The sequence below is a fragment of the Roseburia sp. AM59-24XD genome, assembly GCF_003478445.1.
Taxonomy (GTDB): domain Bacteria; phylum Bacillota; class Clostridia; order Lachnospirales; family Lachnospiraceae; genus Jutongia.
In genome coordinates, this window is record NZ_QUET01000026.1 from 1 (window position 1) to 26400 (window position 26400).

The 26400-nt window shown below is 48.1% G+C and carries 17 protein-coding genes and 4 pseudogenes; 2 read left to right on the plus strand and 19 right to left on the minus strand.

Annotation, left to right across the window (positions count from 1 at the left end):
* Positions 1–435: 435 nt before the first annotated feature.
* Positions 436–1145: pseudogene (locus DXA20_RS12305) on the plus strand (polysaccharide deacetylase family protein).
* Between the two features lie 75 nt (positions 1146–1220).
* Here DXA20_RS12305 and DXA20_RS12310 read toward each other — a convergent pair.
* Positions 1221–2900: a putative bifunctional diguanylate cyclase/phosphodiesterase gene (locus tag DXA20_RS12310; protein WP_158577229.1), complete on the minus strand. Its 1680-nt coding sequence runs from the start codon at positions 2898–2900 to the stop codon at positions 1221–1223.
* A 214-nt stretch (positions 2901–3114) separates the two neighbouring features.
* Here DXA20_RS12310 and DXA20_RS18475 point away from each other — a divergent pair.
* Positions 3115–4436: pseudogene (locus DXA20_RS18475) on the plus strand (sodium-dependent transporter).
* Between the two features lie 262 nt (positions 4437–4698).
* Here DXA20_RS18475 and DXA20_RS12320 read toward each other — a convergent pair.
* From DXA20_RS12320 to DXA20_RS12405, 18 genes and pseudogenes are all read right to left on the minus strand, one after another.
* On the minus strand, positions 4699–5373 hold the full coding sequence (locus DXA20_RS12320) for a thiamine diphosphokinase (protein ID WP_118561138.1): 675 nt from the start codon (positions 5371–5373) through the stop codon (positions 4699–4701).
* 1 nt (position 5374) lies between these two features.
* Complete coding sequence (locus DXA20_RS12325; protein WP_022307053.1) at positions 5375–6220, minus strand: PilZ domain-containing protein; 846 nt, start codon at positions 6218–6220, stop codon at positions 5375–5377.
* Positions 6210–6869, minus strand: coding sequence for a ribulose-phosphate 3-epimerase (rpe, locus tag DXA20_RS12330; protein ID WP_022307054.1), 660 nt, complete (start codon positions 6867–6869; stop codon positions 6210–6212). The genes DXA20_RS12325 and rpe overlap by 11 nt, the downstream gene beginning before the upstream one ends.
* 32 nt (positions 6870–6901) lie before the next feature.
* Positions 6902–7788: pseudogene (gene rsgA / locus DXA20_RS12335) on the minus strand (ribosome small subunit-dependent GTPase A).
* Entirely contained in the window at positions 7788–9851 is a 2064-nt protein-coding gene (gene pknB / locus DXA20_RS12340) for a Stk1 family PASTA domain-containing Ser/Thr kinase (protein ID WP_022307056.1), read from the minus strand. The pseudogene rsgA and the gene pknB overlap by 1 nt, the downstream one beginning before the upstream one ends.
* A gap of 14 nt (positions 9852–9865) precedes the next feature.
* Positions 9866–10585, minus strand: a complete 720-nt coding sequence (locus DXA20_RS12345) for a Stp1/IreP family PP2C-type Ser/Thr phosphatase (protein WP_022307057.1) — start codon at positions 10583–10585, stop codon at positions 9866–9868.
* Between the two features lie 154 nt (positions 10586–10739).
* Positions 10740–11768, minus strand: coding sequence for a 23S rRNA (adenine(2503)-C(2))-methyltransferase RlmN (rlmN, locus tag DXA20_RS12350; RefSeq protein WP_118561140.1), 1029 nt, complete (start codon positions 11766–11768; stop codon positions 10740–10742).
* On the minus strand, positions 11768–13195 hold the full coding sequence (gene rsmB, locus DXA20_RS12355; protein ID WP_158577230.1) for a 16S rRNA (cytosine(967)-C(5))-methyltransferase RsmB: 1428 nt from the start codon (positions 13193–13195) through the stop codon (positions 11768–11770). Before rsmB ends, rlmN begins: the two co-directional genes overlap by 1 nt.
* A gap of 105 nt (positions 13196–13300) precedes the next feature.
* Positions 13301–14236 carry a methionyl-tRNA formyltransferase gene (gene fmt / locus DXA20_RS12360; RefSeq protein WP_118561144.1) on the minus strand — a complete coding sequence of 312 codons (936 nt, stop codon included), beginning with the start codon at positions 14234–14236 and terminating at the stop codon, positions 13301–13303.
* Between the two features lie 22 nt (positions 14237–14258).
* Positions 14259–14741 carry a peptide deformylase gene (gene def, locus DXA20_RS12365; RefSeq protein WP_118561146.1) on the minus strand — a complete coding sequence of 161 codons (483 nt, stop codon included), beginning with the start codon at positions 14739–14741 and terminating at the stop codon, positions 14259–14261.
* 37 nt (positions 14742–14778) lie between these two features.
* Positions 14779–17012 (minus strand): annotated as a pseudogene (priA, locus tag DXA20_RS12370) (replication restart helicase PriA).
* 14 nt (positions 17013–17026) lie between these two features.
* A complete protein-coding gene (locus DXA20_RS12375; RefSeq protein ID WP_118561148.1) occupies positions 17027–18496 on the minus strand; it encodes a UDP-N-acetylmuramoyl-L-alanyl-D-glutamate--2,6-diaminopimelate ligase in 1470 nt (489 codons plus the stop codon).
* Between the two features lie 19 nt (positions 18497–18515).
* The gene (gene dapF / locus DXA20_RS12380) at positions 18516–19370 is read right to left on the minus strand and encodes a diaminopimelate epimerase (RefSeq protein WP_118561150.1); all 855 of its coding nucleotides are present in this window, start codon (positions 19368–19370) and stop codon (positions 18516–18518) included.
* Between the two features lie 125 nt (positions 19371–19495).
* The gene (locus DXA20_RS12385) at positions 19496–20131 is read right to left on the minus strand and encodes a winged helix-turn-helix domain-containing protein (protein WP_118561152.1); all 636 of its coding nucleotides are present in this window, start codon (positions 20129–20131) and stop codon (positions 19496–19498) included.
* Positions 20091–21227, minus strand: coding sequence for a [FeFe] hydrogenase H-cluster radical SAM maturase HydE (gene hydE, locus DXA20_RS12390; protein ID WP_118561154.1), 1137 nt, complete (start codon positions 21225–21227; stop codon positions 20091–20093). The genes DXA20_RS12385 and hydE overlap by 41 nt, the downstream gene beginning before the upstream one ends.
* A 36-nt stretch (positions 21228–21263) precedes the next feature.
* The gene (locus DXA20_RS12395; RefSeq protein ID WP_022307067.1) at positions 21264–21860 is read right to left on the minus strand and encodes a TetR/AcrR family transcriptional regulator; all 597 of its coding nucleotides are present in this window, start codon (positions 21858–21860) and stop codon (positions 21264–21266) included.
* A 61-nt stretch (positions 21861–21921) separates the two neighbouring features.
* Positions 21922–24252, minus strand: coding sequence for a hypothetical protein (locus DXA20_RS12400; protein WP_118561158.1), 2331 nt, complete (start codon positions 24250–24252; stop codon positions 21922–21924).
* Positions 24253–24280: 28 nt separating this feature from the next.
* A complete protein-coding gene (locus DXA20_RS12405; RefSeq protein WP_118561160.1) occupies positions 24281–26395 on the minus strand; it encodes an efflux RND transporter permease subunit in 2115 nt (704 codons plus the stop codon).
* Positions 26396–26400: the final 5 nt, after the last annotated feature.

Sequence of the window (26400 nt, forward strand, 5' to 3'; positions counted from 1 at the left end):
GTTTTGATCTTGAAAATCTTTTTTAAGATGTGATTCACATCTTTTATTAGAATTTTCAGGGTTGTTTTACTGTTCAATTATCAAGCTTCTCTCAAGCGTTCCCGCTTGTCTGTTGTTCGCTTGTCTTGCGCGACAACGATATATAATTTACCACGCGTTTCGACTTTTGTCAACACCTTTTTTGAAATTTTTTTATTTTTTTTGTTTTTCTTCTGTTTTCTGCCCTGATATCATAGGACAAAGTCACCACGCATACTCTGTAAATAAGCATATTGCATCGCTCCTTATATGATGTGAAAGGATACTGCCATGAAACAGTTTATTTCATCTTTGGAACAGGGATCGCTTCTTCAATGTAGTCTTTTCGTATTGTCTGTGATCCTGATCTCCGGAATCTCAATTGCATATGGACAGACTAAATTAAAAAAAGAAGCTATGACAACCTCGCAGAACATCTCCGCTTCACCGGCTCCTTCTGCCACTTACAGTAAAAGCAGCAAAAAACTTCCTATATATTGCGTAGACACTTCTGATAAGAAGATTGCGCTCTCATTTGATGCCGCATGGGGGAACGAAGACACGAAAAAGATCATGGATATTTTGGATAAGCATAAGGTTCATGTCACCTTCTTTATGACAGGCGGCTGGGTGGAGTCTTACCCGGATGACGTCAAAATGATTGCCGGACACGGGCATGACCTCGGTAATCATAGCCAGAATCATAAGCAGATGTCAAAGCTTTCTCTGGAAGAATGTAAGCAGGAGATTCAGTCCGTCCATGACAAGGTAAAGGAGATTACCGGTAAAGAAATGATACTTTTCCGTCCGCCTTATGGTGATTATAATGATACGCTGATCACCGCCACGGAGGAATGCGGCTATCACGCGATCCAATGGGATGTAGACAGCTTGGACTGGAAGGATTACGGAATCGATTCCATCATAAAACGGTCTGTGAGCACAAGCATCTTGGCAACGGTTCCATCATTCTGTGCCATAACGGTGCAAAGTATACAGCAGACGCACTGGACACACTGATCACAACATTGCAGGAAAAAGGCTATGAGTTTGTCCCTATCTCGCAACTGATCTATCCGGACAGCACCGAAATCGATACGGAAGGACGCCAGCATCCAGCCCGGTAACCATGCTTTTTCCAAATATGTTATAGTTACAAGACTTTTTGTTGTTTGTCTCATTCCGCGGATATTATCTCTTTTCTATTGGTATTGCCGCAAAAGACGTTCTTCAAAGTCCTTCTGCGGCAGAGGCTTGTCAAAGACATATCCCTGAATGATATGGCACCCCACCTTTTCAAGATAGTCGAGCTGCTGCTTTGTCTCTACGCCCTCTGCAACCATTTCCTTTCCAAGCTGGTGCAAAAGCTCGACAATGCTCCACAGCATCATCATATCTTTGTCTTTGCCGGCATACTCCTCCTCCAACGGAATAAAGGACTTGTCAATCTTTACAATATCTAAGTCTACCTTCTTCAACATATTCAATGAAGAAAATCCGGTTCCGAAATCATCAATAGCGGTATGGATCCCATATTTTTTAAAGCCTTCCACAATCCCCGACATGATCCCATACTGCTGGAAATCCTCACTCTCTGTGAGTTCCACCTCAATATAATGATGCGAAATGCCAAAATGGTCAATCACCCGGATAACATGCTCTACAAAATCCACCTCTTCCAGATGCTTCCGCGAGAAATTGACAGAGATGCATACGTTCTCTTCCCCTCGTTCTTCTCTTGACTTGATCAGGCGGCAGACCTGCTCAAGCACATAATAATCCAGCCTGCAGATGCTTCCCTCCTGCTCTAATTGCGGAATGAACTTAACCGGCGGCACCAACTTTCCGTCCTGCACCCAGCGGACAAGTGCTTCCGCGCCACAGATTCTGTCGGTACGGCTGTCTACCTTGGGCTGATAATATACAACAAAGCCGCCCTGCTCCATAATAGAAGCAAAATTGGAGATCACATTCTGGCGTTCCATCATTTCCTGATAGATCTGATCGGAATACCAGACAACGCCGCCCACACCACAACTTCTTGCCTCCTGATAGGCAATGCTTGCTCTCGACATAACCTCTCTTACAGTAAGAACCTTTTCAAGACGGCTGACACCGATCGTCGCACCGAAGATAAAGGTTTGGGATTTTAGTTTATTACTGAAGAACACCTTCATTTCCTGCAGCTCCCGGATAAACGCATCCGTATTCTCTGTCCGGACCAGAGCAACAAAATTATCACCTCCCAGTCTGGCAAGGTTTTCCTCCTCCTGCAAAAGAGCCTGGATCTGCGAGGTGTACTGACGCAGGATCTGATCTCCCTCCGCGTAGCTAAAGACTTTATTGACATATTTAAAATTATGTATATTAAAAAATACCACACAATATCGTTCCAGTATGCCGCGTGCCATCAGCATCCCTGCAAAGCCGGTAAATGCATATGGATTGGCAGCCCCGGTCTCCATATCGGTATTTAGGATCTGCTCCAGAAAATTCTGTCTCATATTTCTGTCATACCAGAAAAATACGTCCCGCAGAAGGATTTCCAACTCGTCCCGTCCGTAATCTGTCTGTTCCTCGTCCCATACAACATGAAACACCACATTTCCTCCGGTTGTAAAGGCAAACAAAAAGTCCGTGCTTTCTCCGAAGCCCTCCTTTGCTGCCAGCATGACACTGCGCTGCTCTCCGTGAAGCTGATAACGGTTCGGCGGGATCGTAAGTTCCATTTCCACCTTGATCAACCCAAACTCATCTGACACCAGAGCGATTGCATCCACAATATACTTCTCGCACTGCTTTAAGTCCACCGCCTCCTGATAAAGACAGTTCCAAAACTTCTTTATTGTAGGATTGAAAAATCCCCCGTTTTCCTTTTCCATCGCTTTCTCTTCTCCTTCCAGCCCTTCTGTATACCATTTTCTACTTATTTCATTTATTATATATGATATCTGCATTATCATTTAATGTCAACTAAATATATTCTCATTTAGAAATCCGACACATTCTCATTTACTATTTTACTTTATCTGCAGAATGGTGTAGTATGTAATATGTGGCTTTTGCCACACAATTTATGTTATGGGGGATTTTATCATGAACAATAGAGATTCATTTAAGAATAGATGGGGGTTTATTCTTGCCTGTATCGGCTCAGCAGTGGGCATGGGCAATCTTTGGATGTTTCCAACCCGAGTCTCCATGTACGGAGGCGGTTCCTATCTCGTACCTTATTTCATTTTCGTTGCGCTGATCGGCTCCACCGGAGTGATTGGGGAAATGAGCTTTGGACGTGCCACCAAATCCGGACCTGTCGATGCCTTCGGCACAGCCTGCGAAATGCGTGGTCACAAATGTATCGGACGTATCCTCGGATACATTCCGGTCCTCGGTTCTCTTGCCATGGCGATCGGTTACACCGTTGTGATGGGATGGATTCTCAAGTATATGATCGGTTCATTTACCGGAACGACACTTGCCCCGGCTGACGCAGAGGGCTTTGGCACAGAATTCGGCAGCATGGCAACCGCCTTTGGTAACAATTTCTGGCAGCTCCTCGCACTGGCTGCAGGAATGTGCATTCTAATGTTTGGCGTCAGCCTTGGTATCGAAATGGCAAACAAGATCATGATGCCTGTTTTTTTCTGTCTTTTCGTGATCCTCAGTATTTATGTGGCATTTCAGCCAGTGCTGTGGACGGCTATAAATACATCTTCCGGATCGACCCAAAAGCTTTCGCTGATCCGACAACATGGATCTTCGCATTGGGACAGGCGTTTTTCTCCCTGTCGGTTGCCGGAAACGGCACTCTGATCTACGGATCTTATCTCTCCGATTCTGAGGATATTCCGGCTGCTGCGGGCAGAGTTGCCCTGTTTGATACACTTGCTGCCCTTCTTGCTGCAATGGTGATCATCCCGGCAATGGCGACAACCGGTGCCAGATTAAATCAGGGTGGACCGGGACTGATGTTTATTTATCTTCCTGCGTTATTTAAATCAATGCCGGGCGGATATCTGATCGCGATTATCTTTTTCGTTGCTGTCTTTTTTGCCGGTCTGTCCTCACTGATCAATCTGTACGAAGCACCGATCGCAACAATACAGGAGCTGTTTCATCTGAATCGTAAAATATCCTGCGGGATCATCGCTGTTATCGCACTCGCAATCTCCATCTGTATTCAGGGAATCGTATCCGACTGGATGGATATTCTCTCTATCTATATCTGCCCGCTTGGTGCCGGACTTGCAGGCGTTATGTTCTTCTGGGTTTGTGGTAAGAAATATGTAGAAACACAGGTAAATACCGGGCGTGAGAAACCGTTCACCAATAAGTTTCTTCCGATCTGCAAATACATCTACTGCCCGATCTGTATTCTTGTTCTGATCCTTGGCATCGCACTGGGTGGTATCGGCTGATATATGATTTTACTTTGTAAAAACTTAAAATACCCAGAAGACTGTGATCTGGAAATTGACTTGTCACTAACGGTTGGATGAACGTGCCTTCCCGTATTTGCCTCTGGGTGTATCCAGGTGTTTCGAAAGGCACTTGCGCTCACCACTACTTACGCCTTGTTTTGTAAGGCGTTATGTAGTGCTGCGTAGCGCATTGTAGCGCAAGCGTGCCGACCGAAATAACTGGATACACCCAGAGGCCTAAACGATCCAGACACGTTCATCAATCCTTTGATTCTACAACGATCAAAACACCGGTGCGAAGAAGAATTTCTGCCTTATCCGATGTCTCATCCATCTCATTGCTGATTGCTCTGGCAATCCCTACTTCAAGCGTATAGTCCTCGATCAGGTATTTCAGCCCTCGCAGTGTCACTCCTGTCACGGTACTTGTCAACGGCAGTAAGGACAGATATTTTCCATACATATCCTGTCTTTCGATTGAAAGCGTACTGTCGGTCAAACGTATCCTGTTACGGCTGTCCACGATATATGCCGGAACCTTCTGCTTCAATGCAAGCATTAATATATTAATATTTGCCAGAAAATGATCCAGTCTTCCTCCGGTTGCTCCCAGAAAAGTGATCTCATCCGCTCCCTTTTCAAGGATCCACTCAAGAACAAGCTGCGTATCCACATAATCCTTCTCCTTGGGATAACGAACCCATTCGCAATGCTCGGAGCCTTCCACCTTTCCCTCACGGTATGCCTCGAGGATTTCAGGGGATACACTGTCAAAATCTCCCATAAAATAATGAACCGGCATACCAAGCCGGTATGCCGTGTTTAAACCGGAGTCCGCACAGACAACCGTATCATATTCTTGGGAAGCTGTGTACTCCTCCGCAAAATCCATATTTACTTTTCCACCTGTTATCAATAAAACTTTTCCAAGCATATTACTTCTTCCGTTCTTTCATAATCTCTCTTACTGATGACTCAAACTCTCTGCGGTCGCGCTGTTTCTGAATTTGCTTACGCTGAATATCATAAATATAACGGATCAGCTTCTGATCAGACTCCTCATAAATGCAGCCGTAATAATAGCGGTACTTGCGGTTTCCTTTGACTTGGTCGTCCACCCGCACGACAACACATCGAACCAGCAGCGGACCGTAATCCGACGGAATCCTTGTGTAGAAGCGGTTATCCTTTTCCAAAAGCTCGTTGCTGTAAAATCCCATCCCCGTCTCACTGATATCATGCACAAAGCCGCGCGCCTTCTTCTCAACGGCTTCCTTCATCGGAACCATTCTGAGACGCTTTTCGATGAATATCTTGCCGGATCTGGAATCCTCTTCCCGCTCCAGCTCCACACCGTTCACGTCCACAAGTGCTTCGTACTCTTCCTTCACCAACGGAGCATACGACAGACGCTGTCTGTTGCCCGGCACCTGATAAAAAACGATATCCACATCCGCATCAATGGCTACCCGGTACGCCTGACGACGATTAAACGACTGACCTTTGTTGACGATTTCAAAATAATGAACCGGTTCATCGTCCAGTTTACCAAGACCAGCCTTGACATTCAGCCATTCCCACATCTGATCCTCACTGCGGTAAACCAGACGTATGTTATCCTCCGGGCGAAATTTAAACGCTCTTCCCCCCGCCATGATTGCGGTCAGACACACTCTCTTGACCCCTGTCTTTTCCACCTTGCTGACAAGTCGATAACGGTATCCGTCACGATCCACATAGACCTCCAGCGTTTTGCCAAGTGCAATATTCTCAAGAAGCACCGGCGATCACCTCCTGTAAATCCCATACATTTTCTCTTATGTTACCGCGAAAAACAGCCGTCCCGGCTACGGCAAGATCAGTTCCGTTCTGTATGATCTCGCACAGATTATCGCGTGTCACTCCTCCATCAAACTCGATCAGATAGTCATAACCATTCTCACGACGAATCTGATCCAGTTTCTTTACCTTCTCCAATGTCTCCGGTATCAGCTTCTGCCCGCCAAATCCCGGTTCTACCCCCATAACAAGAACCATATCGATCTGATCTAAATACGGCATCAGCACGTTAACATCCGTTCCCGGATTCACGCTGAGCGCTCTTTTGACCGGATACTGCTTCATAACAGTAATAGTCTCACCAATGTCACTGCACGCCTCGACATGAACCGTAATGCTGTCCGCTCCCGCCTCGACAAATTCCTTTATATATCTTGCCGGCTCTTTAATCATCAAATGCACATCAAACATCATCTGACAACCTGTGCGGATTGATTTGATCACGGGCATACCAAAGGAAATCGATGGCACAAACACTCCATCCATCACATCCACATGAAGAACCTTCAAACCGCTTTCCTCGAGAGTATGCAACTGCTCCCCCAAGCGCATAAAATCAGCCGATAAAATTGACGGTGCTAATTCGCTCATATAGTGATACCATGCCTTTCTTTGATTATACCCTAATATTTTTTCTGCTGGCGCAGTTCCTCATAAAACTGCTTGTAATTGTCGTAACGATCCCTGGATATCTCCTGCCGTTCCAGTGCATTCTTGACACCGCAGTCCGGTTCATTGATATGAACGCATCCCAGAAAACGACACTCTTGAGACGGCTCCGCAAATTCCGGATAATAATTTCGCAGCTCTTCCTTCTCAATTTCCGGAAGACGCAGCGAGGTAAAACCCGGCGTGTCCATAATATAGGTCTGACCGCCAATACAGAACAACTCTGTATGACGCGTCGTATGGCGTCCGCGTTTGATCTTGCGGCTGATCTCTCCGGTCTCCATCTGAGCCTCGGAAACAATATATTCATCACGGAGGATTTCCCCACTCCGGAAGGACCTGCCATCACGGTTGTCCTGCCCTCCAGAAGCTCTCGAAGCTCCTCCATACCTGTCCCATTTATGGTACTCGTCACAAGTACTCTTGCACCACAGGCCCTGTACTGGGAAACAATTCTTTTCGTCTCCTCTTCCTCCTGGTCATCTGATTTATTAAAGCAGATGATCACCGGAATATCCTGCGTCTGCATCATCAGCAGAAACCGGTCAAGAAGATTTAAGTTCGGCTTCGGAAAAGACAGTGCAAACACAACGACCGCCTGATCCACATTGGCAGATGCCGGACGGATCAATGCATTCCTGCGCGGCAGTATCTCGGTGATATTGCCGGTTCCTGCCTGCTCATCCAACATCTCAAACTCCACATTGTCCCCGACCAGCGGTTTGATATTGCGGTTGCGGAATATCCCCTTTGCCTTGCATTCGATCAGTACATCGGCTGCTGCAGACTCCGGATGGATATAATAAAAGCCTCCGACCCCTCGTATAATCTTTCCTCTCATCATTTCGCCGTCTTCTGGAAGTCCACGGTATAGGTACCGATCGTCTGTCCGTCTTTTGTTACAGTAATCGTTCCGCTGTTCTCACTCCAGCCCTTAACAGGAAACTCCTTCGGGAAATCGTCGTAGCTTAACGTTCCGCTCCATACCGGCTGTGACTTGCCATCCTGTGTCAGTACTATCTTGATCATCGCCGGATCATCGTCCGGACTACTGAACGGATTATCCGCTACGGTAACACTTCCCTCATAGCTGTAGGAGGTGCTGTCACTCTTCGGTGTCGAGGTCGGCTCAACCGCCTTCGTTCCAAGACTGACGGAATATTCGACCACGCTGCCCTTCTCTACCTTCGAACCCGACTTCTGTGTCTGACTGATTACGGTTCCTTTTGTTTTATCGGAATAAATATAAGTTACTTTTGACTTTAAGCCGGCGGAAGTCAGACGCTCCTGCGCTACAGACTCCTTCTTGCCGACCAGGTTTGGTACAACTGCCTGATTGCCCTCTGCCCCCATACTGAGTACGAGATTGACACTGGTTCCCTCATCTACACTGGAGCCGATTACCGGATCCGTGCTGATCACGTTGCCCTTTGCAACGGTGTTGTTATATTCCTCGGAAACAGATCCTACCTTGAGCTTTGCATTCTCGATCATAGTACGGGCATCTGCCTCTGTCTTATTGGATACATCCGGAATCGTCACACCGGAATCACCCTGACTGTAGTAAATAGTCACACGGGCACCCTCGTCTACTATCTCCCCCTCAGCAGGCTCCTGATCCGTAACGATGTTCGGATCTTCATCTGCCTCGATCGGCTTAAGCTGCCAGTGAAGATTCTTGTCGGTGAGCATCTGCTCCGCATCCTCCAGGCTCTTACCAATGATGCCCGGCACAACAACCTGACCATCCTCCGCAACAACTGCCGTTGCTGTCGGTGTCGCTGTCGCACTTGCCACATCCTTATCCTTGCCGGAATGTCCCCACCAACCTGCGAACTTGCCGATGATCAGAACAACACCGATAATGATGATCACTGCCACTACGGCACTGCAGATTTTTAAGATCTTCTCCAACTTCGGATCGATCGCATCATCCTCATAATACGGTTCTTCCTCAAAATTATCATCTGTAACCGGATCCACTGCCCGGGATGCTTCCTTGATCGCATTTAACTCGATATCAGAAATCTTCTTGGTCGGAGAAGGATCTACAACCATAGATTCCAGCTTGACATATTCTCCATCCGGCTCGCTGACCGCACGCTTCAGATCAGCGATCAGGGCTGCTGCATTCAGATAACGCAGCTCCGGCTTCTTCTGCATACACTTGCGAACAATCTTGGATAAGCTCATCGGGATCTCCGGATCCAGTTCATGAAGAGGCGCTGCCTCCTCCTGAATGTGTGACAATGCCACTGCTACCGTGCTGTCCCCCTCGAAAGGAACATTGCCGGAGAGCATCTCATACATTGTAACGCCCAATGAATAGATATCGCTCTTCTCGTCACTGTAGCCGCCTCTTGCCTGCTCCGGGCTGATATAATGCACAGATCCCATTGCATTTGAGGTGATCGTATTGGAGGTGGCTGCCTTGGCGATTCCAAAGTCTGTCACCTTCACCTTGCCTTCCTTGGAGATAATGATATTCTGCGGTTTGATATCACGGTGGATAATATGATTGTCATGTGCAGCCTCCATCCCCTGTGCGATCTGCACAGCGATACCGACAGCTTCGTTGACCTCCAGCTTGCCCTTTTTCTCGATGAACTTCTTGAGCGTGATTCCCTCAACTAACTCCATCACGATATAATTGTAATTCTCATCCTCGTCAACATCATATACATTCACAATATTCGGATGAGATAATCCTGCTACCGACTGTGCTTCCGCACGGAACTTTGCCACAAATTTCGCATCACTGCTGTATTCCTGACGAAGTACCTTGATCGCAACAAAACGGTTGAGACGATGATCCTTCGCCTTATACACATCTGCCATTCCGCCGGATCCTACTTTATCTATAATCTCATAACGATCACTTATCATCATACCTGGACCTATCATGCTTTTCCTCCAATCTATACCTGAACGAGTACGGCTGTAATGTTATCGCTGCCGCCGTTATAATTTGCCTGATCAATCAGCCGATCTCCTGCTTCCTCCAGAGATCCTGCATGATGGATGATATATTCAATCTCCTCATCCTCCACCATATTTGTCAATCCGTCGCTGCAAAGAAGGATCACATCTCCCTCTCTGACCTGAAGCTCAAAATAGTCTGCCTGCACCATCTCATCAATACCGAGTGCCCGCGTGATAATGTTCTTCTGCGGATGGACTCTCGCCTCGCTCTCGGTGATATTTCCTATCTTGACCATCTCCTCCACCAGAGAATGATCCGTGGTAATCTGCTGCAATTCATCTCTCAATAAATATAAACGGGAATCGCCAATGTTGGCAACATAAAGAGTATCCTCCTGTAATGTACATGCCACCATCGTGGTTCCCATGCCTTCAAATTCAATATCTTCCTTCGCCGACTCATAAACAGCGCGGTTAGCATATGTGATTGCCTCCTCAAAGATTGTAACCGGCGTCTTGCTGGCGCTTTCTCGAACCTGTGCTACCATATTCTCAATACATAATCTCGATGCACGGTCGCCTGCCTTGTGACCACCCATTCCATCGGCAACGATAAACAGATTCCGGAAACTACCCACTGGGCTGTCACTGCAAAACAAGCTATCCTGATTCATGGTCCGCTTAATGCCGACATCCGTTTTTGAATATGACTTCATGTAGTTTCCCCTCCTTTGTCTTTATTTGGTAACTGACTGCAGACGGTTCATAAGGCCGTCTGATTGTTTTCATTCGTATTTAATCATTAATATACATATTACATTTTACTATAGTGTCCCCAAAAAGGCAAGTAAAATCAGGGAAGCAGCAATATCAGCGATTTTTATTGCGCAATTGTCCACATGCTGCGTCAATATCGCTTCCCATTTCTCTCCGGATCGTCACATTAATATGGTGGCACTCAAGCACACTCTGAAACTGACGGATATTCTCAGGAACCGAGCGGTGTCCCATCCTTCCCTCCACTGCATTCAGAGGGATCAGATTGACATGACACAGCATACCGCGCAGCCTTGCGGCAAGCTCCAGTGCATTCTCTCTGCTGTCATTGGTTCCCTGTACCATTGTGTACTCAAATGTGATACGTCTGCCCGTCTCCTCAATGTACTTACGACACGCATCCATGATCTCGTTCATCGAGAAACGGTTTGCTACCGGCATCATTTCCCGGCGGATCTCATCGTTCGGTGCATGAAGCGAGATTGCCAGTGTGATCGTCAGCTCCTCCCTCATCAGATCATAGATCTTCGGCACAAGACCACACGTAGAGAGCGTAATGTTACGCTGACTGATATGAAGTCCGTTTTCATCGGACAGCATCCGGATAAAACGGATCACGTTCTCATAATTGTCAAGCGGCTCTCCAATTCCCATGATGATCACATTGGAGACTCGCTCTCCGATATGACGTTCAATCTCGTAGATCTGATCTAAGATCTCCGAGGTTGCCAGACTTCTTGTCAGTCCTCCCACGGTGGAGGCACAGAAACGGCAGCCCATCCGGCAGCCAACCTGCGAGGACACGCAGACACTGTTGCCGTGATGATATTTCATCAGCACCGTCTCCACCATATTGCCATCGGAAAGCTCCATTAAAAACTTGCGGGTACCGTCCTTTTTCGAGATCTGCTCTCGCCGGATCTGCACGCCGCCAAGACTGCATTTTTCCTTTAACCGGTCTCTGAAAGCCTTTGAGAGATTGGTCATCTCATCAAAATCTGTCACCAGTTTCTGGTGCATCCAGGAATAAAGCTGTTTTGCACGAAACTTCTTTTCGCCCATGGCTTCGATGAAGCTCTGCAGCTCCTTCATATCCATGCTTTTAATATCAATCCGCTCCATCACGCCTGCTCCTTTCTCCGAAATGCCGCCAGAAAGAATCCGTCTCCACCGGCAAGATCCGGCAAAACCTGCAGATATCCTTTCTCAGCACATTCCCCTAATACGCTCTCCGGCAAAAGTGTTTTCAGCATCACCGGCTCTAACGGCAGCTTTTCTGCGATCCATGCCGCCTGCTCCTCATTCTCTTCCGGAGCGATCGTACAGGTGCTGTATAAAAGCGTTCCGCCCGGCTTTAAATAACGGTATACATTCTTCAGTATCTTGCGTTGCTGCACAGCCAATGCCCGGATATCCTCCGGCTTTGTCTTATATTTGATATCTGCCTTGTGTCCGATCACACCAAGACCGGAGCATGGCAGATCCGCCACGACCACATCAGCGGTCTCTTCCCATTCCGGGATAAATTCCATCGCGTCATGCTTTTTGAGCTTCACATTATGAAAACCTGTCCGGATCAGATTCTGACGGATCAGTGTAACCTTTTCCTTGGTGAGATCGCACGCACGGATCAGTCCTTCCCCATGCATCTTGTCGGCAATGTGGATTGATTTTCCACCCGGTGCGGCACAGACGTCGATCACAACGCTGTCTTCGTTTACCGGTGCTGCCTCTCCCACGATCAGCGAACTTTCATCCTGCACCTGAACCCAGCCCTTCTCAAATGCCTCCAGTTCATTTAATCTGCCATAGTCACGGATACGCAGTGCATTCGGAAACAGTCTGCCCTCTTCTACCGTAACGCCCTGTTTACGCAAAGAAGCTACGATATCCTCCTTAGACGCTCTGGACAGATTACATCGCAGACTGATGCCGCGTTCCTCATCCAGAAAGCTTCTTAATATCGCCTCTGTTTGCTGTGGACCGTACTGCTCCATAAAACGTGTCACGATCCATTCCGGCATGGAGTACCACACACTGAGATGACGCACAAGATTCTCCTTTGCCTTCGGGTACGGTGTATCCTCATGAAAACGGACCACGTTGCGCAAAACACCATTGACAAAGCCCTTGAGCGGGATCAGATGATTCGTGCAGGCAAGCCTGACCGCTTCGTTACACGCTGCACTGTCCGGCACCTGATCCATATACATGATCTGATAGACCGCCAGACGCAGGATCTGCCGTACCATCGGCTTCTGCTTTGCCACCGGAAGTTTGGAGTAACGGTCGATTACATAATCGATCTCCACACAGCGCTCGATCGTTCCCTCGACAAGACGCATCAAAAACGCTCTGTCTCTCCGGTCAAGTCCCGTCTGTTGCTCCAATATGCGGTGCAGCACTTTATCACAGTATTCACCGTTATCCATTACTGCTGTCATCGCCTCCAGCGCAAGCTGTCTTACACTTCTTATCTGCCCGCTCCGGCTGCCCGCTCCGCCTGTCTTCTTTCCCGTGTACTGATTTTGTCTTCTCTCCTGTGGCATTCCGTCTGAATCCTCCATCTCTGTATTCGCATCTTTCCCGATGCCCTAACGATATACACAAACGAAAGAACCCTTAACGGGTTCTTTCACAAATAAATCCTCTTATCACGAAAGAATACTTTCCTCTGTCAGAGAATATCCCCGCAGAAACGCTTCTGTATCCATGCGTTTCTTACCCTCTAGCTGCAGAGAACGGATCACCAGAAGATCTCTTCCGGTCTGCACCGTAAAGTAATCCTTTCCAACCTCCACGATCTGCCCCGGCTTCGCTACCGGTGTCTGCTCCTGAGCCTTCACATCAGCATCCCAGAGCTTAAGCATTTTGCCATCCAGATGCGTATATGCACTCGGCCACGGATTTAAACCACGGATCAGTCTTTCTATCACAATCGCATCCTTTGTAAAATCAATCTCCCCCAGTGCTTTGGAAAGCATTTTGGCATAGGTATGTTTCTCATGCTCCTGCGGTACCGGAGATAAGGTTCCCTGCTCCGCCTGCTCTAAAGCCTGTAATAAAAGTGGTCCTCCAAGCCCGGAAAGCTTGTCAAACAGACTTCCTCCGGTCTCCTTCGGATCGAGCGTATACTTCTCCACCAGAAGAATATCTCCGGTATCCAGTCCCTTATCCATCTGCATGATCGTCACGCCGCTTTCTTTGTCACCGTCGATCACGGACCACTGGATCGGTGCAGCACCGCGCAGCTTTGGCAGCAGTGATGCATGCACATTCATACAGCCGTATTTCGGAAGGTTTAATACGCTTTCCGGCAGAATCTGTCCAAACGCAACGACAACGATCACATCCGGTACAAGCTTCTCAAGCTCCGGCAAAAATGCCGGATCCTTTACCTTTTCCGGCTGCAGCACCGGCACATCTGCCTCCAGCGCCTTCTCCTTTACCGGGGATGGCTGCAGCTTACCGCTTCGTCCTTTCGGACGATCCGGCTGCGTGACAACACCGACCACTTCGTGACGGCTTTCTAACAATGCCGCAAGTGTCGGTACGGCAAAATCCGGAGTTCCCATAAATACTACTCTCATACTCTGTCACCTCTCCACAAGTCTATTCTTCTTCCAGATCAGAATTGTTCAAAAGCTCTCCCTCGACCAGAGAAACATAAAGCTCTCCCTCCAGATGAGCGATCTCATGCTGAAGTGCTCTCGCCAAAAGCTCCTCTCCCTCGACAATGATCTCTTCCATGTTCTCATTTAACGCCTTTACCTTGCAGTAATTGGCTCTTGTAACGATGCCCGTTTTACCCGGCACACTTAAGCATCCCTCGTAACCGGTCTGCTCACCGGACTTTTCGATGACCTCCGGATTGATCAGAATGATCGGCTGATCCCCCTCCGGTGACACATCGATCACAACGATCCGTTTCAAAACACCCACCTGCGGTGCCGCAAGACCAACGCCCTGCGCATCATACATAGTCTCTAACATATCCTCGATCAGTGTCTGTATTCTCGGGGTCATTTTCTTAACTTCCCTTGATTTCTGATATAATAATTCATCTCCAATGGTTCGTATTGTACGAATTGCCATAGTGTTACCTGCCTTTCTCCGGGAAATGCTCCCTGACTTAAAGATTAAAATCAAACTGCAGTCTGCAGTCCCTGTATGTTTCCTGTGCCTTCATATATTGTTCCAGTCCATTCTTGATCTGACGCAGAATACGGTAATCTGCGCATTTAGCATAGATCACATACCGGTATACGTCCTTCGCTTTGGACAAGGATGCCGGTGCCGGTCCCAGTATGACTACCTGCTCATACCGTCTCATCTGCTCTGCCAGCCTGTCCGCAAGCTCCTGCGCATGTCCACGCTGTTCGGAAAGCACCAATACCCCTAGTATATTAGAAACCGGCGGATAATGCAAGATTTGTCTCTGGATCAGTTCCTGCTCGTAAAATCCGAGGTAATCCTGCTTCGCAGCCGAAACAATGCTGTAATGCTCCGGCTGATATGTCTGAAGCACGACATCTCCCGGCTTCTCACCGCGCCCGGCTCTTCCTGCTGCCTGTGCAAGAAGCTGATATGTTCTCTCTGCTGCCCGGAAATCCCCCACATTCAGGGAAAGATCCGCCGCAAGGATCCCTACAAGCGTTACATTCGGAAAATCATGTCCCTTCACGATCATCTGTGTTCCGATCAGAATATCGGCACTTCCCGCAGCAAAATCCCGAAGGATTTTTTCATGCCCTTCCTTGCCGGTTGTTGTATCCGCATCCATCCGTAGCACACGCGCCTGTGGGAAACGTTCGCGGACAAGCTGCTCCACCTTCTGCGTGCCGATGCCAAAGGTTCCGATATACCTCGACCGGCATTTCGGACACAAAGCCGGCATCGTTGCCTGATAGCCGCAGTAATGACACACCAGATGCTCGAGTCTGCCATAATGCATATGTGCTGTCATCGACACGGAGCAGTGCGGGCATTTGATGACCTCACCACACTTCCGGCAGGCACGGAACCCGCATAGCCGCGCCGGTTTAAAAACAGGATGATCTGTTCCTTTTTCGCAAGCCGGTCCTGCATAAGCTCCATCAGCTTTCCGCCAAAGATTGACCGGTTCTTCCGTTCCAGCTCCTCGCGAAGGTCCGTCACCCAGACCTTCGGAAGACTGGCTCCTCCCGCCCTTTTTGTCAGTGTAAATAACGTATAACGCCCCTTTTGTGCCCGATAGTAGGATTCCAGAGAAGGTGTGGCAGAGCCTAAGATCACACTCGCACCGACCATAGACGCCCTATGTACTGCCACCTCTCTGGCGTGGTATTTCGGCGGCATTTCACTCTGATAGCTTGTCTCATGCTCCTCATCTATCACGATCAGTCCCAGATGTTCAAACGGCGTAAACAGTGCCGAGCGTGGTCCGATCATAATATCAATCTCCCCCGCCTTGGCACGTTCAAACTGATCAAACTTCTCTCCCTGGGAAAGTCTGGAGTGCATGACCGATACGCGCTCCCCAAACCTCCGGTAAAAACGGCTCACGGTCTGAAACGTCAACGCGATCTCGGGGATCAGCACGATCACCTGCTTATGCTCTGCAATCACCTTCTCAATGATTCCCATATAGACTTCTGTTTTGCCGCTTCCTGTCACACCATGGATCAGGTATGTTTTACGGATACCCTGCCGGTAATCCCCGGTCACGGTATCTACAATCCTTCGCTGCTGGTCATTTAACACCGGTTGTTGATCTCTTTCACCTGCCCGCATGACCGGATTGCGGTACTGCCTTTCCTCCGTCACGGACACGATTTCCTTTTCCTCAAGCCCGTGCAGAACTGCCATCGTTGTACCAGCCTCCTGTTTCAGCCTTTCATAAGGAATTCCCTGCTCAAAATCCTCCTGATTAAGAAGTGCCTGCAGCACCCGGACTCTCGCCTGATTGTGCTTTTTTGCAAACTCCTGCATGGTCTGTTCCAGTTCACTGCGCGTCTGGCAGGGATATACGGTTTTGCTTACTTTCTTTTTGATCTCACGCCGCACCGGAAGCACCGCTTTGATCGCATCGTTCATTGTGGAGCCGTAATTTTCTTTGATCCAATAAGCAAGGGAAAGCAGGTGTGATTCTGCAACCACTCCCTGCTTCACGATTTCCTTTATTGCTTTGGTTCTTTCCACGTCAAACTTTGCCTCACCGGACAGACCGATGATATAGCCCTTAAGCTCCCGGTTGCCGCTTCCAAAGGGGATGATGACCATCGCACCGATCACGGCATCATCGATCATCTCCTCCGGCACAATATACTGAAACGGACGATCCAGGCTTTTGACCGATATATCCACTATCACGTCAGCAAAAATCATAAATCTTCTTTCCCTTACTTAATAAAATTACCATCACGGACAACGTCAGCTACCAGCTCACGCTCATCCATATGATGCTTCTTTCCTTTGATCTCCTGATAATCCTCATGCCCCTTGCCGGCAAGCACGATAACGTCACCCTCCTTCGCATTCTCAATTGCGTAGCGGATTGCCTCCGCACGGTCAATGATCGTTACATACTTGCCATCTGCCTTCTGCACTCCGGTTACAATATCATCAAGGATCGCCTGCGGCTCCTCGTTTCTCGGATTATCTGATGTAACGATCGTCAAGTCTGCAAGTCTTGAGGAAACCTCGCCCATCTGAAATCTGCGGTCTCTGGAACGGTTGCCGCCGCATCCAAACAGGCAGACAAGTCTCTTTGGATGATATTCCTTCAAGGTTGACAGAAGGCTCTCAAGACTCATCGCATTATGTGCATAATCGATCATCAGTGTAAACTTTGATGATACCGGAACGATCTCTACACGTCCCTTAACACGGATCTTTGACAGAGAATCCAGAATTGTCTCCTCCTTCACGCCAAAATGTCTGCAGATTGCGATCGCCGTCATGGAATTATAAACGCTGAACTTGCCCGGAATATCGATCTCGACATCCATATCAAGCTTGCCGTTCATATGATAAGCCACACCGAGTGTACCGCCCTTATCCATCAAATGTACATTGGAAGCACGCAGATCTGCATCCTCTGAAAATCCGTATGTCTCCACCTCACAGGTATGTCCCTCTAATATCTCCTGCAGATGGGAATCATCGGCATTGAAAATACCCTGTCGGCACTGTTTAAACAGCAGGCTCTTACAGTGGATATAATCTGCCAGATCCTTATGCTCGTTTGGTCCGATATGATCCGGCTCCAGATTCGTAAAGATACCATAGTCAAACACAAAGCCGCTGACTCTGTGCAACATCAGTCCCTGGCTGGACACCTCCATGACAACACATTTACAGCCGGCATTCACCATCTTCCGGAAGGATTCCTGCACCACATAAGACTCCGGTGTAGTATTGGCAGACGGGATCTTTTCCTCTCCGATGATCGTCTCGATCGTACCGATCAGACCTGTCTTATAGCCGGAATGCTCAAGAATGGAACGTACCATATAGGTCGCTGTTGTCTTTCCCTTGGTGCCGGTGATACCGATCGTTGTCAGCTCTCTTGCCGGATGTCCGAAAAATGCTGCCGAGGTCTGTGCCAGTGCCAGTCTTGTATCCTCCACACGGATCACTGTCACATCCTCTGCCACATCCACGTCCCTCTGCACAATCAACACCGGGCAGCCGTTCTGTGTTACCTCCGCCGCAAAATCGTGTCCGTCTCTTACCGCACCACAGATGCAGACAAAAACAGCTCCCGGTGCTGCTTTTCTGGAATCATAGATCAGCGCAGAGATTTCCTGCTCTACATTTCCCTGTACAAGCTGATAGTCTACATCCTCCAACAATGTTTTTAATTGCATGATATCTCTTCCTTTCCATCTATCCTATTTTCTTAATTGATTCCTCGCTGAGCTCTCCATCGAAAACAACTGATGCCGGACCGGTCATCCATACCGTGTCATTCGCGCGGTCATAGAAGATCTCAAGATCTCCTCCCAGCAAATGTACGGTCAGATGCTCATCGGTCTTTCCGTTTAATACGCATGCCACTGCAGACGCACAGGTTCCTGTTCCGCACGCAAGAGTCTCTCCGGAGCCGCGCTCCCACACTCTCATATTGATCTCATGGCGGCTTAATACCTGCACAAACTCGGTATTGATCCGGTTCGGAAACAATTCATGATTCTCAAAGGACGGTCCGATCTTTTCCAGATTGAGTGATGCCGTGTCATCCACAAATGTCACGACATGCGGATTCCCCATGGAAACGCCTGTCATACGGTAAACCTTTCCGTCTACCGTAACCGGTTCATCCACAAACTGCTCTTTGTCGGAGCGGATCGGGATCAGGGAAGGCTTTAAGATCGGAGACCCCATATTCACCTTCACAAGAGATACCTTTCCCTCCTTCACAGTGAGATCCAGATACTTAATACCACCTTTTGTCTCCACGGAAATACTTGTTTGGTCCGTCAGACCATAATCATAAACATACTTTGCCACGCAGCGGATACCGTTTCCGCACATCTCTCCTTCGGATCCGTCCGCATTATACATTGCCATCCGAAAATCCGCCTGATCCGACGGACAGATCAGGATCAATCCATCAGAGCCCACGCCGAAATGACGGTCGCTGACAAACCGGGACACTTTATCCGGATCCTCAAGCATTTTCTCCATACAATTTACATATACATAATCATTACCACACCCATGCATTTTCGTAAACTTCATAAATCCCCTTCCTTTCCGTCAGGTTTCCCTGCCGCATAAACAATATATTTTGTGTACACTCATTCTATATAACAATATACGCAACAAATATTCATTTATTGTCCCATACTTTGCAAATACTGCCATCATTGACCGGCTGTGATCTGATAACCCATGCCATAACGGTTCACAATCTTAAGCGGTGTTCCCTGTAATTTTCCACGAAGCTTGCGAAGCATCGTATTTAATGCATCTGTGGCCTCTTCCTTCTGATTCCATACCTGCCGCAGGATCTCCTGCAGCGTCACAATCTCCCCGGCATGAGTGAGCAGAAGATGAAGCAGCTGGTATTCTTTGCCGGTAAGACGAAGCGGCTTTCCCTGCCATTCATAGTCTCTTTTGTCCCGGCACTCCAAAAGACCATTCCGGTAATAAAACGGTCCGTTCTGTCCCCGGTACAGGCGAAATAATCTCTGCAGACGAAGAAGCAGTACATTGGACGCAGTCCCTGCCGGAACATAATCGTCCGCACCAAGCTCCAGACTTCGGATCTCCTCATAGCAACAAACACGCTCTTCATGCCCGACGACAACCACCGGACACTGCCACTTTATACGGAGTGCCTCCAGTCTGCGAAAGCCACTCTCCTGTCCATTCAGAAAAAGTACCACCGCATCTGCATCCTCTGTCTCCTCACGGACCACCGTCACGCCCTCCTGCTTCACCGCCCGGATCAGCCGCTCACCGCCGTCCGATTCGTCTGTGTATATCTGCAATCTCATAATGTGCCTCCTGCAGGCTCCTGCGATACTTCTCCAGCTTCTCTGCTCCCGTCTGACCACGCATTAACCGTCCTTTAAAGCAGTGATACTTCCTACGAAGCGGCTCCGGTGTCAGATCCGCCAGTACCATATCTGCTCCCGCCTGCACACCGCGCAAAACGCCTTCTCTGTCCGTAAGCTCTACCGTCTGTGATACCGGCAGATAAATATCCGGAAACGACAAACGCAGCAGGGACAGTATCAGATAGGTCAGATCCGGCATGCCGTTACGCTCCTGCTCAAACGGCGTCCCGTTCGCCGCCAGAAAGGTATCGACCATCATGATATCCGGTGCAAGCTGTCTCAGAAACGCAAACTCATCCGCCAGCTCTGCCACACGCTGATACGGTGTGCCGATCATAAAACCACTTCCCACCAGATAGCCAAGCTCCTTTAGCTCCCACAAGCATTGTTTCCGGCGAAGAAGGGACATCTGCGCCGGATGAAGCTTCCTATAAAAGCTGTCATTGGCGGTCTGGTGACATAAAATATACCCGGTCGCACCGGCATCCCTCCACTTCTGATAAACGGCTCTTGACTTCTCGCCGAGGGACAAAAGTACCGTCACATCCTCCGACAGACTACAGATACGCCGGATCATGTCTGCAACCACATCCGGTGTATACCACAGATCCTCGCCACCCTGCAGCAAAAAGCAGGAAATTCCATGCTCCAATCCTTCCAGACAGCACGCCACCACTTCCTCCGTGCTCATCCGGTAACGCTCAGCAAACCGGTTATCTCTGCGCATGCCGCAATAATAACAGTTATTCTTGCAATAGGAGGTCAGGTCAATGGTTCCCACCCACATAATGGATGAATCCGGTCTGCTTTTGCGGATCTGCTCCGTATAGCTGCACAAAAGCTGTAAGAGCTCCCCATCCCGGAAACGGATAAGCTCCGCATACTCGGCACTGCTTAACTGTCCCATCACACGCAGACGGTGTGCATACTCCTGCAGACCTTCATTCACTGTTCCAACGCCTCCTCTTCTTATGTTCTTACCTTTCATGATGCCATATTTTCTGCAGAAACGCAAGAGGATACCCGGTCTCATCAACCCGGGTATCCTCTTCTTTTATTGTATGCCCCTTTATTCTTCAAACTGCTTCATCAGTCCACATATTGCTCTGTCTAACTCTGGCTTTAACTCCTCCAGACTACAGGGTGTTCCGTTTAAGATCACACTGTAGCAGGATGCACTAACCAGCTCCACGATCATATAGATCATCAATTCCCTTTGTCGGAAGTTCCTGTCGGATTCTCCCAGAATATCATCAAAGATATCCATACAGTTCATATTCCCCATATTGGAAATACGGATATGGGAAAACATCGCCCAACTGAGATTTTTGGAGATAAAACGCATCAGTGCCTTATTCTCATTTAACTGATCTACGACATGATTGACCAGAAAAATAACTTTATCTTCCAAACCGGAAAATTCCTGATTCTCCATTGCTTCCTTGGCACATTCAAAAAGCTTACTTGCTTTGTTGGCGATCAGACGATCCCTGATATCGTATTTGTCTTTGAAATAAAGATAAAAGGTTCCCTTCGCCATCTTTGCCTGCTTGGCAATATCGGAAATGGAGGTATTATTGATTCCCTTGGAGGTAAACAGCTCGAATGCCGACATCAGCAGAGCTTCCTGCTTCTGCTTCTTTTTTTCTGCAACACGCTCAGCCATATCATCCCTCATTTCTATCTGCCCGGACGTCATCTGTCGCCGGACATCTGAAGTTCTTTGATTAATCTTCGTCTGCTGTCAGCTCTTCGGTTGCCATGATGAACTTCACACTTCCGTCCATTCCATCCGCATTGCCGCTGAAGCTTGTGTAATCACCGGAGATACTGCTGATCTTGGAAAGTCTGTCGTTCAGATCATCTGCACTGTCTAACATTTCCGTTACCGCATCTGCGATCTTGCTGATACCCTGCTTATCGAACTCGTTCATACCGTTTTCAAGAGTAGAAGCACCATCATTAAGGGAAGAAATGCCATCTGAAACGGCTCCTGTTGCATTAACAAGCTTTGTCATACCGGCAAACAGTGTGCCGGTTCCCTGCTGAAGCTGCACTGCTCCCTTGCGAAGCTTGCTGCTGTTGCCAGTCAGTTTCTTTGCTCCCTTTGTAATCGTGGATGCATTCTTGATCAGTCCGGATGCACCATCGTTAAGTGCCTTGTTATTGTCCGTCAGCGTTCCTGCCGCTGTGTTCATCTGATTGATGCTGTCAGATAACTGTGTCACGCCTGCCTTCATCTGTGCATTTCCATCGGTCAGAGCCTTGGAGCTGTCACGAAGCTGTGATGCATAGCCGGACATTGTGCCGGCTGCCGTCTCCAGAGAAGCTGCACCTGTGTACAGATTCTGTCCGGTTGCAGTCTTGTCGGTTGCTGCCTTCATAGTTGCAAGAGCGACTGCCAGATCTGTCTGACCATTCTTATCGGCATCTCCATCTGCCTTGCCGTTTGTTGCTGCATCTACAGCATCGGCCACCTGCTCGCCGCCCTGAATATACTGGATCGCGCCCTGAAGTGCTGCGGCTGCCTGCTTTGCACTGGCATCACCGGCTGCTGCGGCTGCCTCGTACTGCTTCTCCATTGCCTCAAGACCTGCAACACACTGATCCAGCTCGTCTGTCTTCTTCAGCTTGTTCGCTGCTGCATTCAGGGCAGTAACACCCTGCTGTGCCTGACCAAGACCATCATCCAGCTGACCAATGCCCTCCTTTAAGCTCTTGGTTCCTGTCGTCATCTGATCCATATTGTCCTTTGCCAGAAGTTTATTAACAGAAGCCACATAGGTATCTACACCGCTCCCGAGCTTCTCATACTGTGCCGGAAGATCCTTTGTTGCGGTACGAAGCTGACCAATTGCATCAACCAGCTGGCTTGTTCCTGTCGTATACGCCTGCACACCCTTTGAAAGTGTCTTGGCACCCTTTACATAAGTGGTCACGCCATTAAGCAGCTTATCGGTTCCCTTTGTATAACTTACGATACCGGTCTTTAATGTACCGGCACCATCCTTAAGTGTACCTACGCCATCCTTGGCTGTCTTAACCGCATCTGCATATTCGGAAAAGCTGTCACTTAACTTCTCCGTACCTTCATGAAGCTTCTTACTTCCATTGACAAGCTGAGAAGAAGCATCGGTCAGATCATCAATCTTATCCGTAAAATCGTCCATATCATCAATCTTGTCAAAATCAAGCTCATTGAACAGCTGATTCGTTGCTACTGTATAAGTGGAATTCATCTCGAAATTCTTGACATCCGCCTTGATCGTAACAGTGTCGGTAATCTTGTCACTGATCTTTGAGGTATCGATATCCATATCATCACCAAAGTCAAGGTTATCCAGATCAAGACTTTCTGCCAGACCCGGGAATCCATAAGCAACAACAACATCATTGTCACCCTCAGATACGAGTGTACCATTGTCAATTGTTACATTTTCAAACTTATCAACCGGAAGGATCATTCCTGTCACCATCATAAACGGTGTATAAATATCTGTCTGCTTTCCCCCCAGTGAAACGGTCTGCTTAGAGTGGTTTGTATACTTGATCGTCATCTCGACCTTACCACTCTTACCAATCAGATCCTTCGGTGCTGTCTCCTTACCATCCAGCTTATAAGTAATATTCATGCTTACCGGCAGATTCTTGTCTGTCTTACCCTGATAATAAATATCCTTATCACCGGTATTCCATGTCAGGGAATCACCGCTCTGTGTGAACTTCTCATCACCCTTAACATTCTCAATATCCGTCAGATCAGATACATCCTTTACGGTTCCGTTAATGCCGGAGTTTTTCAGCCAGTCAGATACTACAACATCCTTTACCTGACCTGCCGCATCTGTATTGACATATACGGTTTCCTGCTTGGATACATCCTCCTTATCCAGTCCGCCTGACTCGCTTGTCTTAACCTTCTCTGTGCTTGACACACTTGCTGCCATGGCATCTACTGCGAATGTATGACCGGCATACTCCACACTGCCCGTCAGAAGACCTGCTGTCAGAAGACCTGTTAAGCCTAACGCTAAGATTCGTTTCATATTCTTTCTCATAACAATACATCCTTTCTGCTAATCCTCTTTACGATAACTTTTCTTTCTTTGCTGCCTTGTCTCGCTGAACAATTCCTGCCTTGCGCATATCCCAAGAAGTCCGCACGATCACTCCGTCAAACAGCCAGAGCATTGCAGGAAGGATGCAGATAACAACGATCATACTGATCACTGCACCACGTGCAAGCAGGGTTACAATTGATTTGATCATATCTATCTGTGAATACAGACTCACACCGAAGGTTGCGGCGAAGAATCCGAAACCACTTGTCAAAATGGACTTGATCGAAGTTCTGTGGGCAATTCCAACAGCCTCTGCTTTTGTCGCTCCGTTGATCCTTTCCTTGTGATAACGGCTCGTCATCAGAATCGCATAATCGACGGTCGCACCAAGCTGGATCGTTCCGATAACGATACTCGTTACAAACGCAAGCGATGTATTCGTGTAATACGGAACGGACATGTTGCAGGCAATTGCAAACTCAATAACCGATACGAGAATGATCGGAATTGAGATGGATTTAAAGGTAATCAAGATAATCAAGAAGATCGCCGCGATGGAGATCGTATTTACATTTTTCAGATCGACATCCGTTACATCCTGCAGATCCTTCATCAGCGGTGCCTCACCAATAACCATGGCACCCTTCTGATAGCTCTTTACGATCTTATTGATATCCGCGATCTGCGCATTGACCTCATCCGTCGCCGACTTGTAATCCGAGCAGATAAACATCAGCTCGTAATCCTTCGTCTGAAGGATATCCCGCAGGCTGTCCGGGATCATGCTCTCCGGCATGTTCGGTCCGATCAGCGAACTAAGACCGATCACCCATTTTACTCCATCAACCTCCTCGATCTTATTGCTCATGTTCTTTTTGTCCTTTGCGGACAGGTCGCCGTTTTTCATCAGAACGATATGCATATTACTCATATCAAATTCTTCGGAAAGCTTATCATTGGCGATTGCACTAGGGATCGTCTTTGGAAGAGACGAATCAATGTTATAGTAAATCTTGTAGTTGGCATTACCATAAGCTGCAGGCGCGATCAGCACAACAAACAGTGCCAGTGCTACCCAGTGATACTTCACAATTATCTTAGACAGACCGTCCAGATTTGGCAAGAGTGATTTATGAGAAGTTTTCTCAATTGCCTTGTCAAAAGTGAGGATCAATGCCGGAAGAACAGTTACACAGGCGATCACACCGATGATAACACCCTTTGACATAACGATTCCGATATTCGTACCAAGACGGAAGGTCATGGAGCAAAGTGCCAGGAATCCGGCGATCGTTGTCAGGGAGCTGCTCGATACGGATACGAAGGTATTCGTGATCGCATGCTTCATCGCACGCTTGTTATCGTCAGGGAATCTCTCCTTGTTCGCCTCATAGCTTTCCAGCAGGAAGATGGAATAATCCATCGTGACCGCCAGCTGAAGCACCGCCGCCAACGCCTGTGTGATGTACGAGATCTCACCCAGCATAAAGTTGCTTCCAAGGTTATACACGATCGACATACCGATCGTCGCCAGGAAAATTAACGGTGTCACAAACGACTCCATCGTGATCAGCAGCACCACAAGCACCAGAGCTGCTGCGATCATAACGTATACCGGCATTTCCTTGAGCGCCAGATCCTTGATGTCGGTAACGACACCGGACATACCGGCGGCAAATGCACTCTTTCCAACCGTCTTACGGATATTGGCGATCGCATCCATCGTATCATCCGCCGACGTCGTATTATCAAAGAGCGCGATCATCATCGTCGCATCTCCGTTAAAAAATGCCTTCCGAAGCTTATCCGGCATCATCTTGGTCGGCACGGAGATATCCAGTGCATCGTCATACCAGAGGACATCCTCCACATGATCGATCGCCTCGATCTTCTTCTCCAGGGCTGCCGCATCCTTCATCGACATATCCTCCACAACGATCATGGAAAAGGCACCCATACCAAACTCATCTACCATGACATCCTGTCCCTTAACCGTCTCAAGACTGTCCGGGAGATAACTCAGAATATCATAATTCACTCTCGTAGAAACATAACCGATCCCACTTGGAATCAGCAGGATCACAGCAAGCAAAATAATGATATTTTTATGCTTGGTGATAAATTCTGCAAGTTTCTTCATGACTT

Coding starts and splice junctions, on each gene's coding strand:
- DXA20_RS12310 (WP_158577229.1), bottom strand. CDS start 2,900: ATGGAAAAGGAAAACGGGGGATTTTTCAATCCTACAATAAAGAAGTTT.
- DXA20_RS12320 (WP_118561138.1), bottom strand. CDS start 5,373: ATGCTTGGAAAAGTTTTATTGATAACAGGTGGAAAAGTAAATATGGAT.
- rpe (WP_022307054.1), bottom strand. CDS start 6,869: ATGAGCGAATTAGCACCGTCAATTTTATCGGCTGATTTTATGCGCTTG.
- pknB (WP_022307056.1), bottom strand. CDS start 9,851: ATGATAGGTCCAGGTATGATGATAAGTGATCGTTATGAGATTATAGAT.
- DXA20_RS12345 (WP_022307057.1), bottom strand. CDS start 10,585: ATGAAGTCATATTCAAAAACGGATGTCGGCATTAAGCGGACCATGAAT.
- rlmN (WP_118561140.1), bottom strand. CDS start 11,768: ATGGAGCGGATTGATATTAAAAGCATGGATATGAAGGAGCTGCAGAGC.
- rsmB (WP_158577230.1), bottom strand. CDS start 13,195: ATGCCACAGGAGAGAAGACAAAATCAGTACACGGGAAAGAAGACAGGC.
- fmt (WP_118561144.1), bottom strand. CDS start 14,236: ATGAGAGTAGTATTTATGGGAACTCCGGATTTTGCCGTACCGACACTT.
- def (WP_118561146.1), bottom strand. CDS start 14,741: ATGGCAATTCGTACAATACGAACCATTGGAGATGAATTATTATATCAG.
- DXA20_RS12375 (WP_118561148.1), bottom strand. CDS start 18,496: ATGCAATTAAAAACATTGTTGGAGGATGTAGACTATCAGCTTGTACAG.
- dapF (WP_118561150.1), bottom strand. CDS start 19,370: ATGAAGTTTACGAAAATGCATGGGTGTGGTAATGATTATGTATATGTA.
- DXA20_RS12385 (WP_118561152.1), bottom strand. CDS start 20,131: ATGAGATTGCAGATATACACAGACGAATCGGACGGCGGTGAGCGGCTG.
- hydE (WP_118561154.1), bottom strand. CDS start 21,227: ATGAGACCGGGTATCCTCTTGCGTTTCTGCAGAAAATATGGCATCATG.
- DXA20_RS12395 (WP_022307067.1), bottom strand. CDS start 21,860: ATGGCTGAGCGTGTTGCAGAAAAAAAGAAGCAGAAGCAGGAAGCTCTG.
- DXA20_RS12400 (WP_118561158.1), bottom strand. CDS start 24,252: ATGAGAAAGAATATGAAACGAATCTTAGCGTTAGGCTTAACAGGTCTT.
- DXA20_RS12405 (WP_118561160.1), bottom strand. CDS start 26,395: ATGAAGAAACTTGCAGAATTTATCACCAAGCATAAAAATATCATTATT.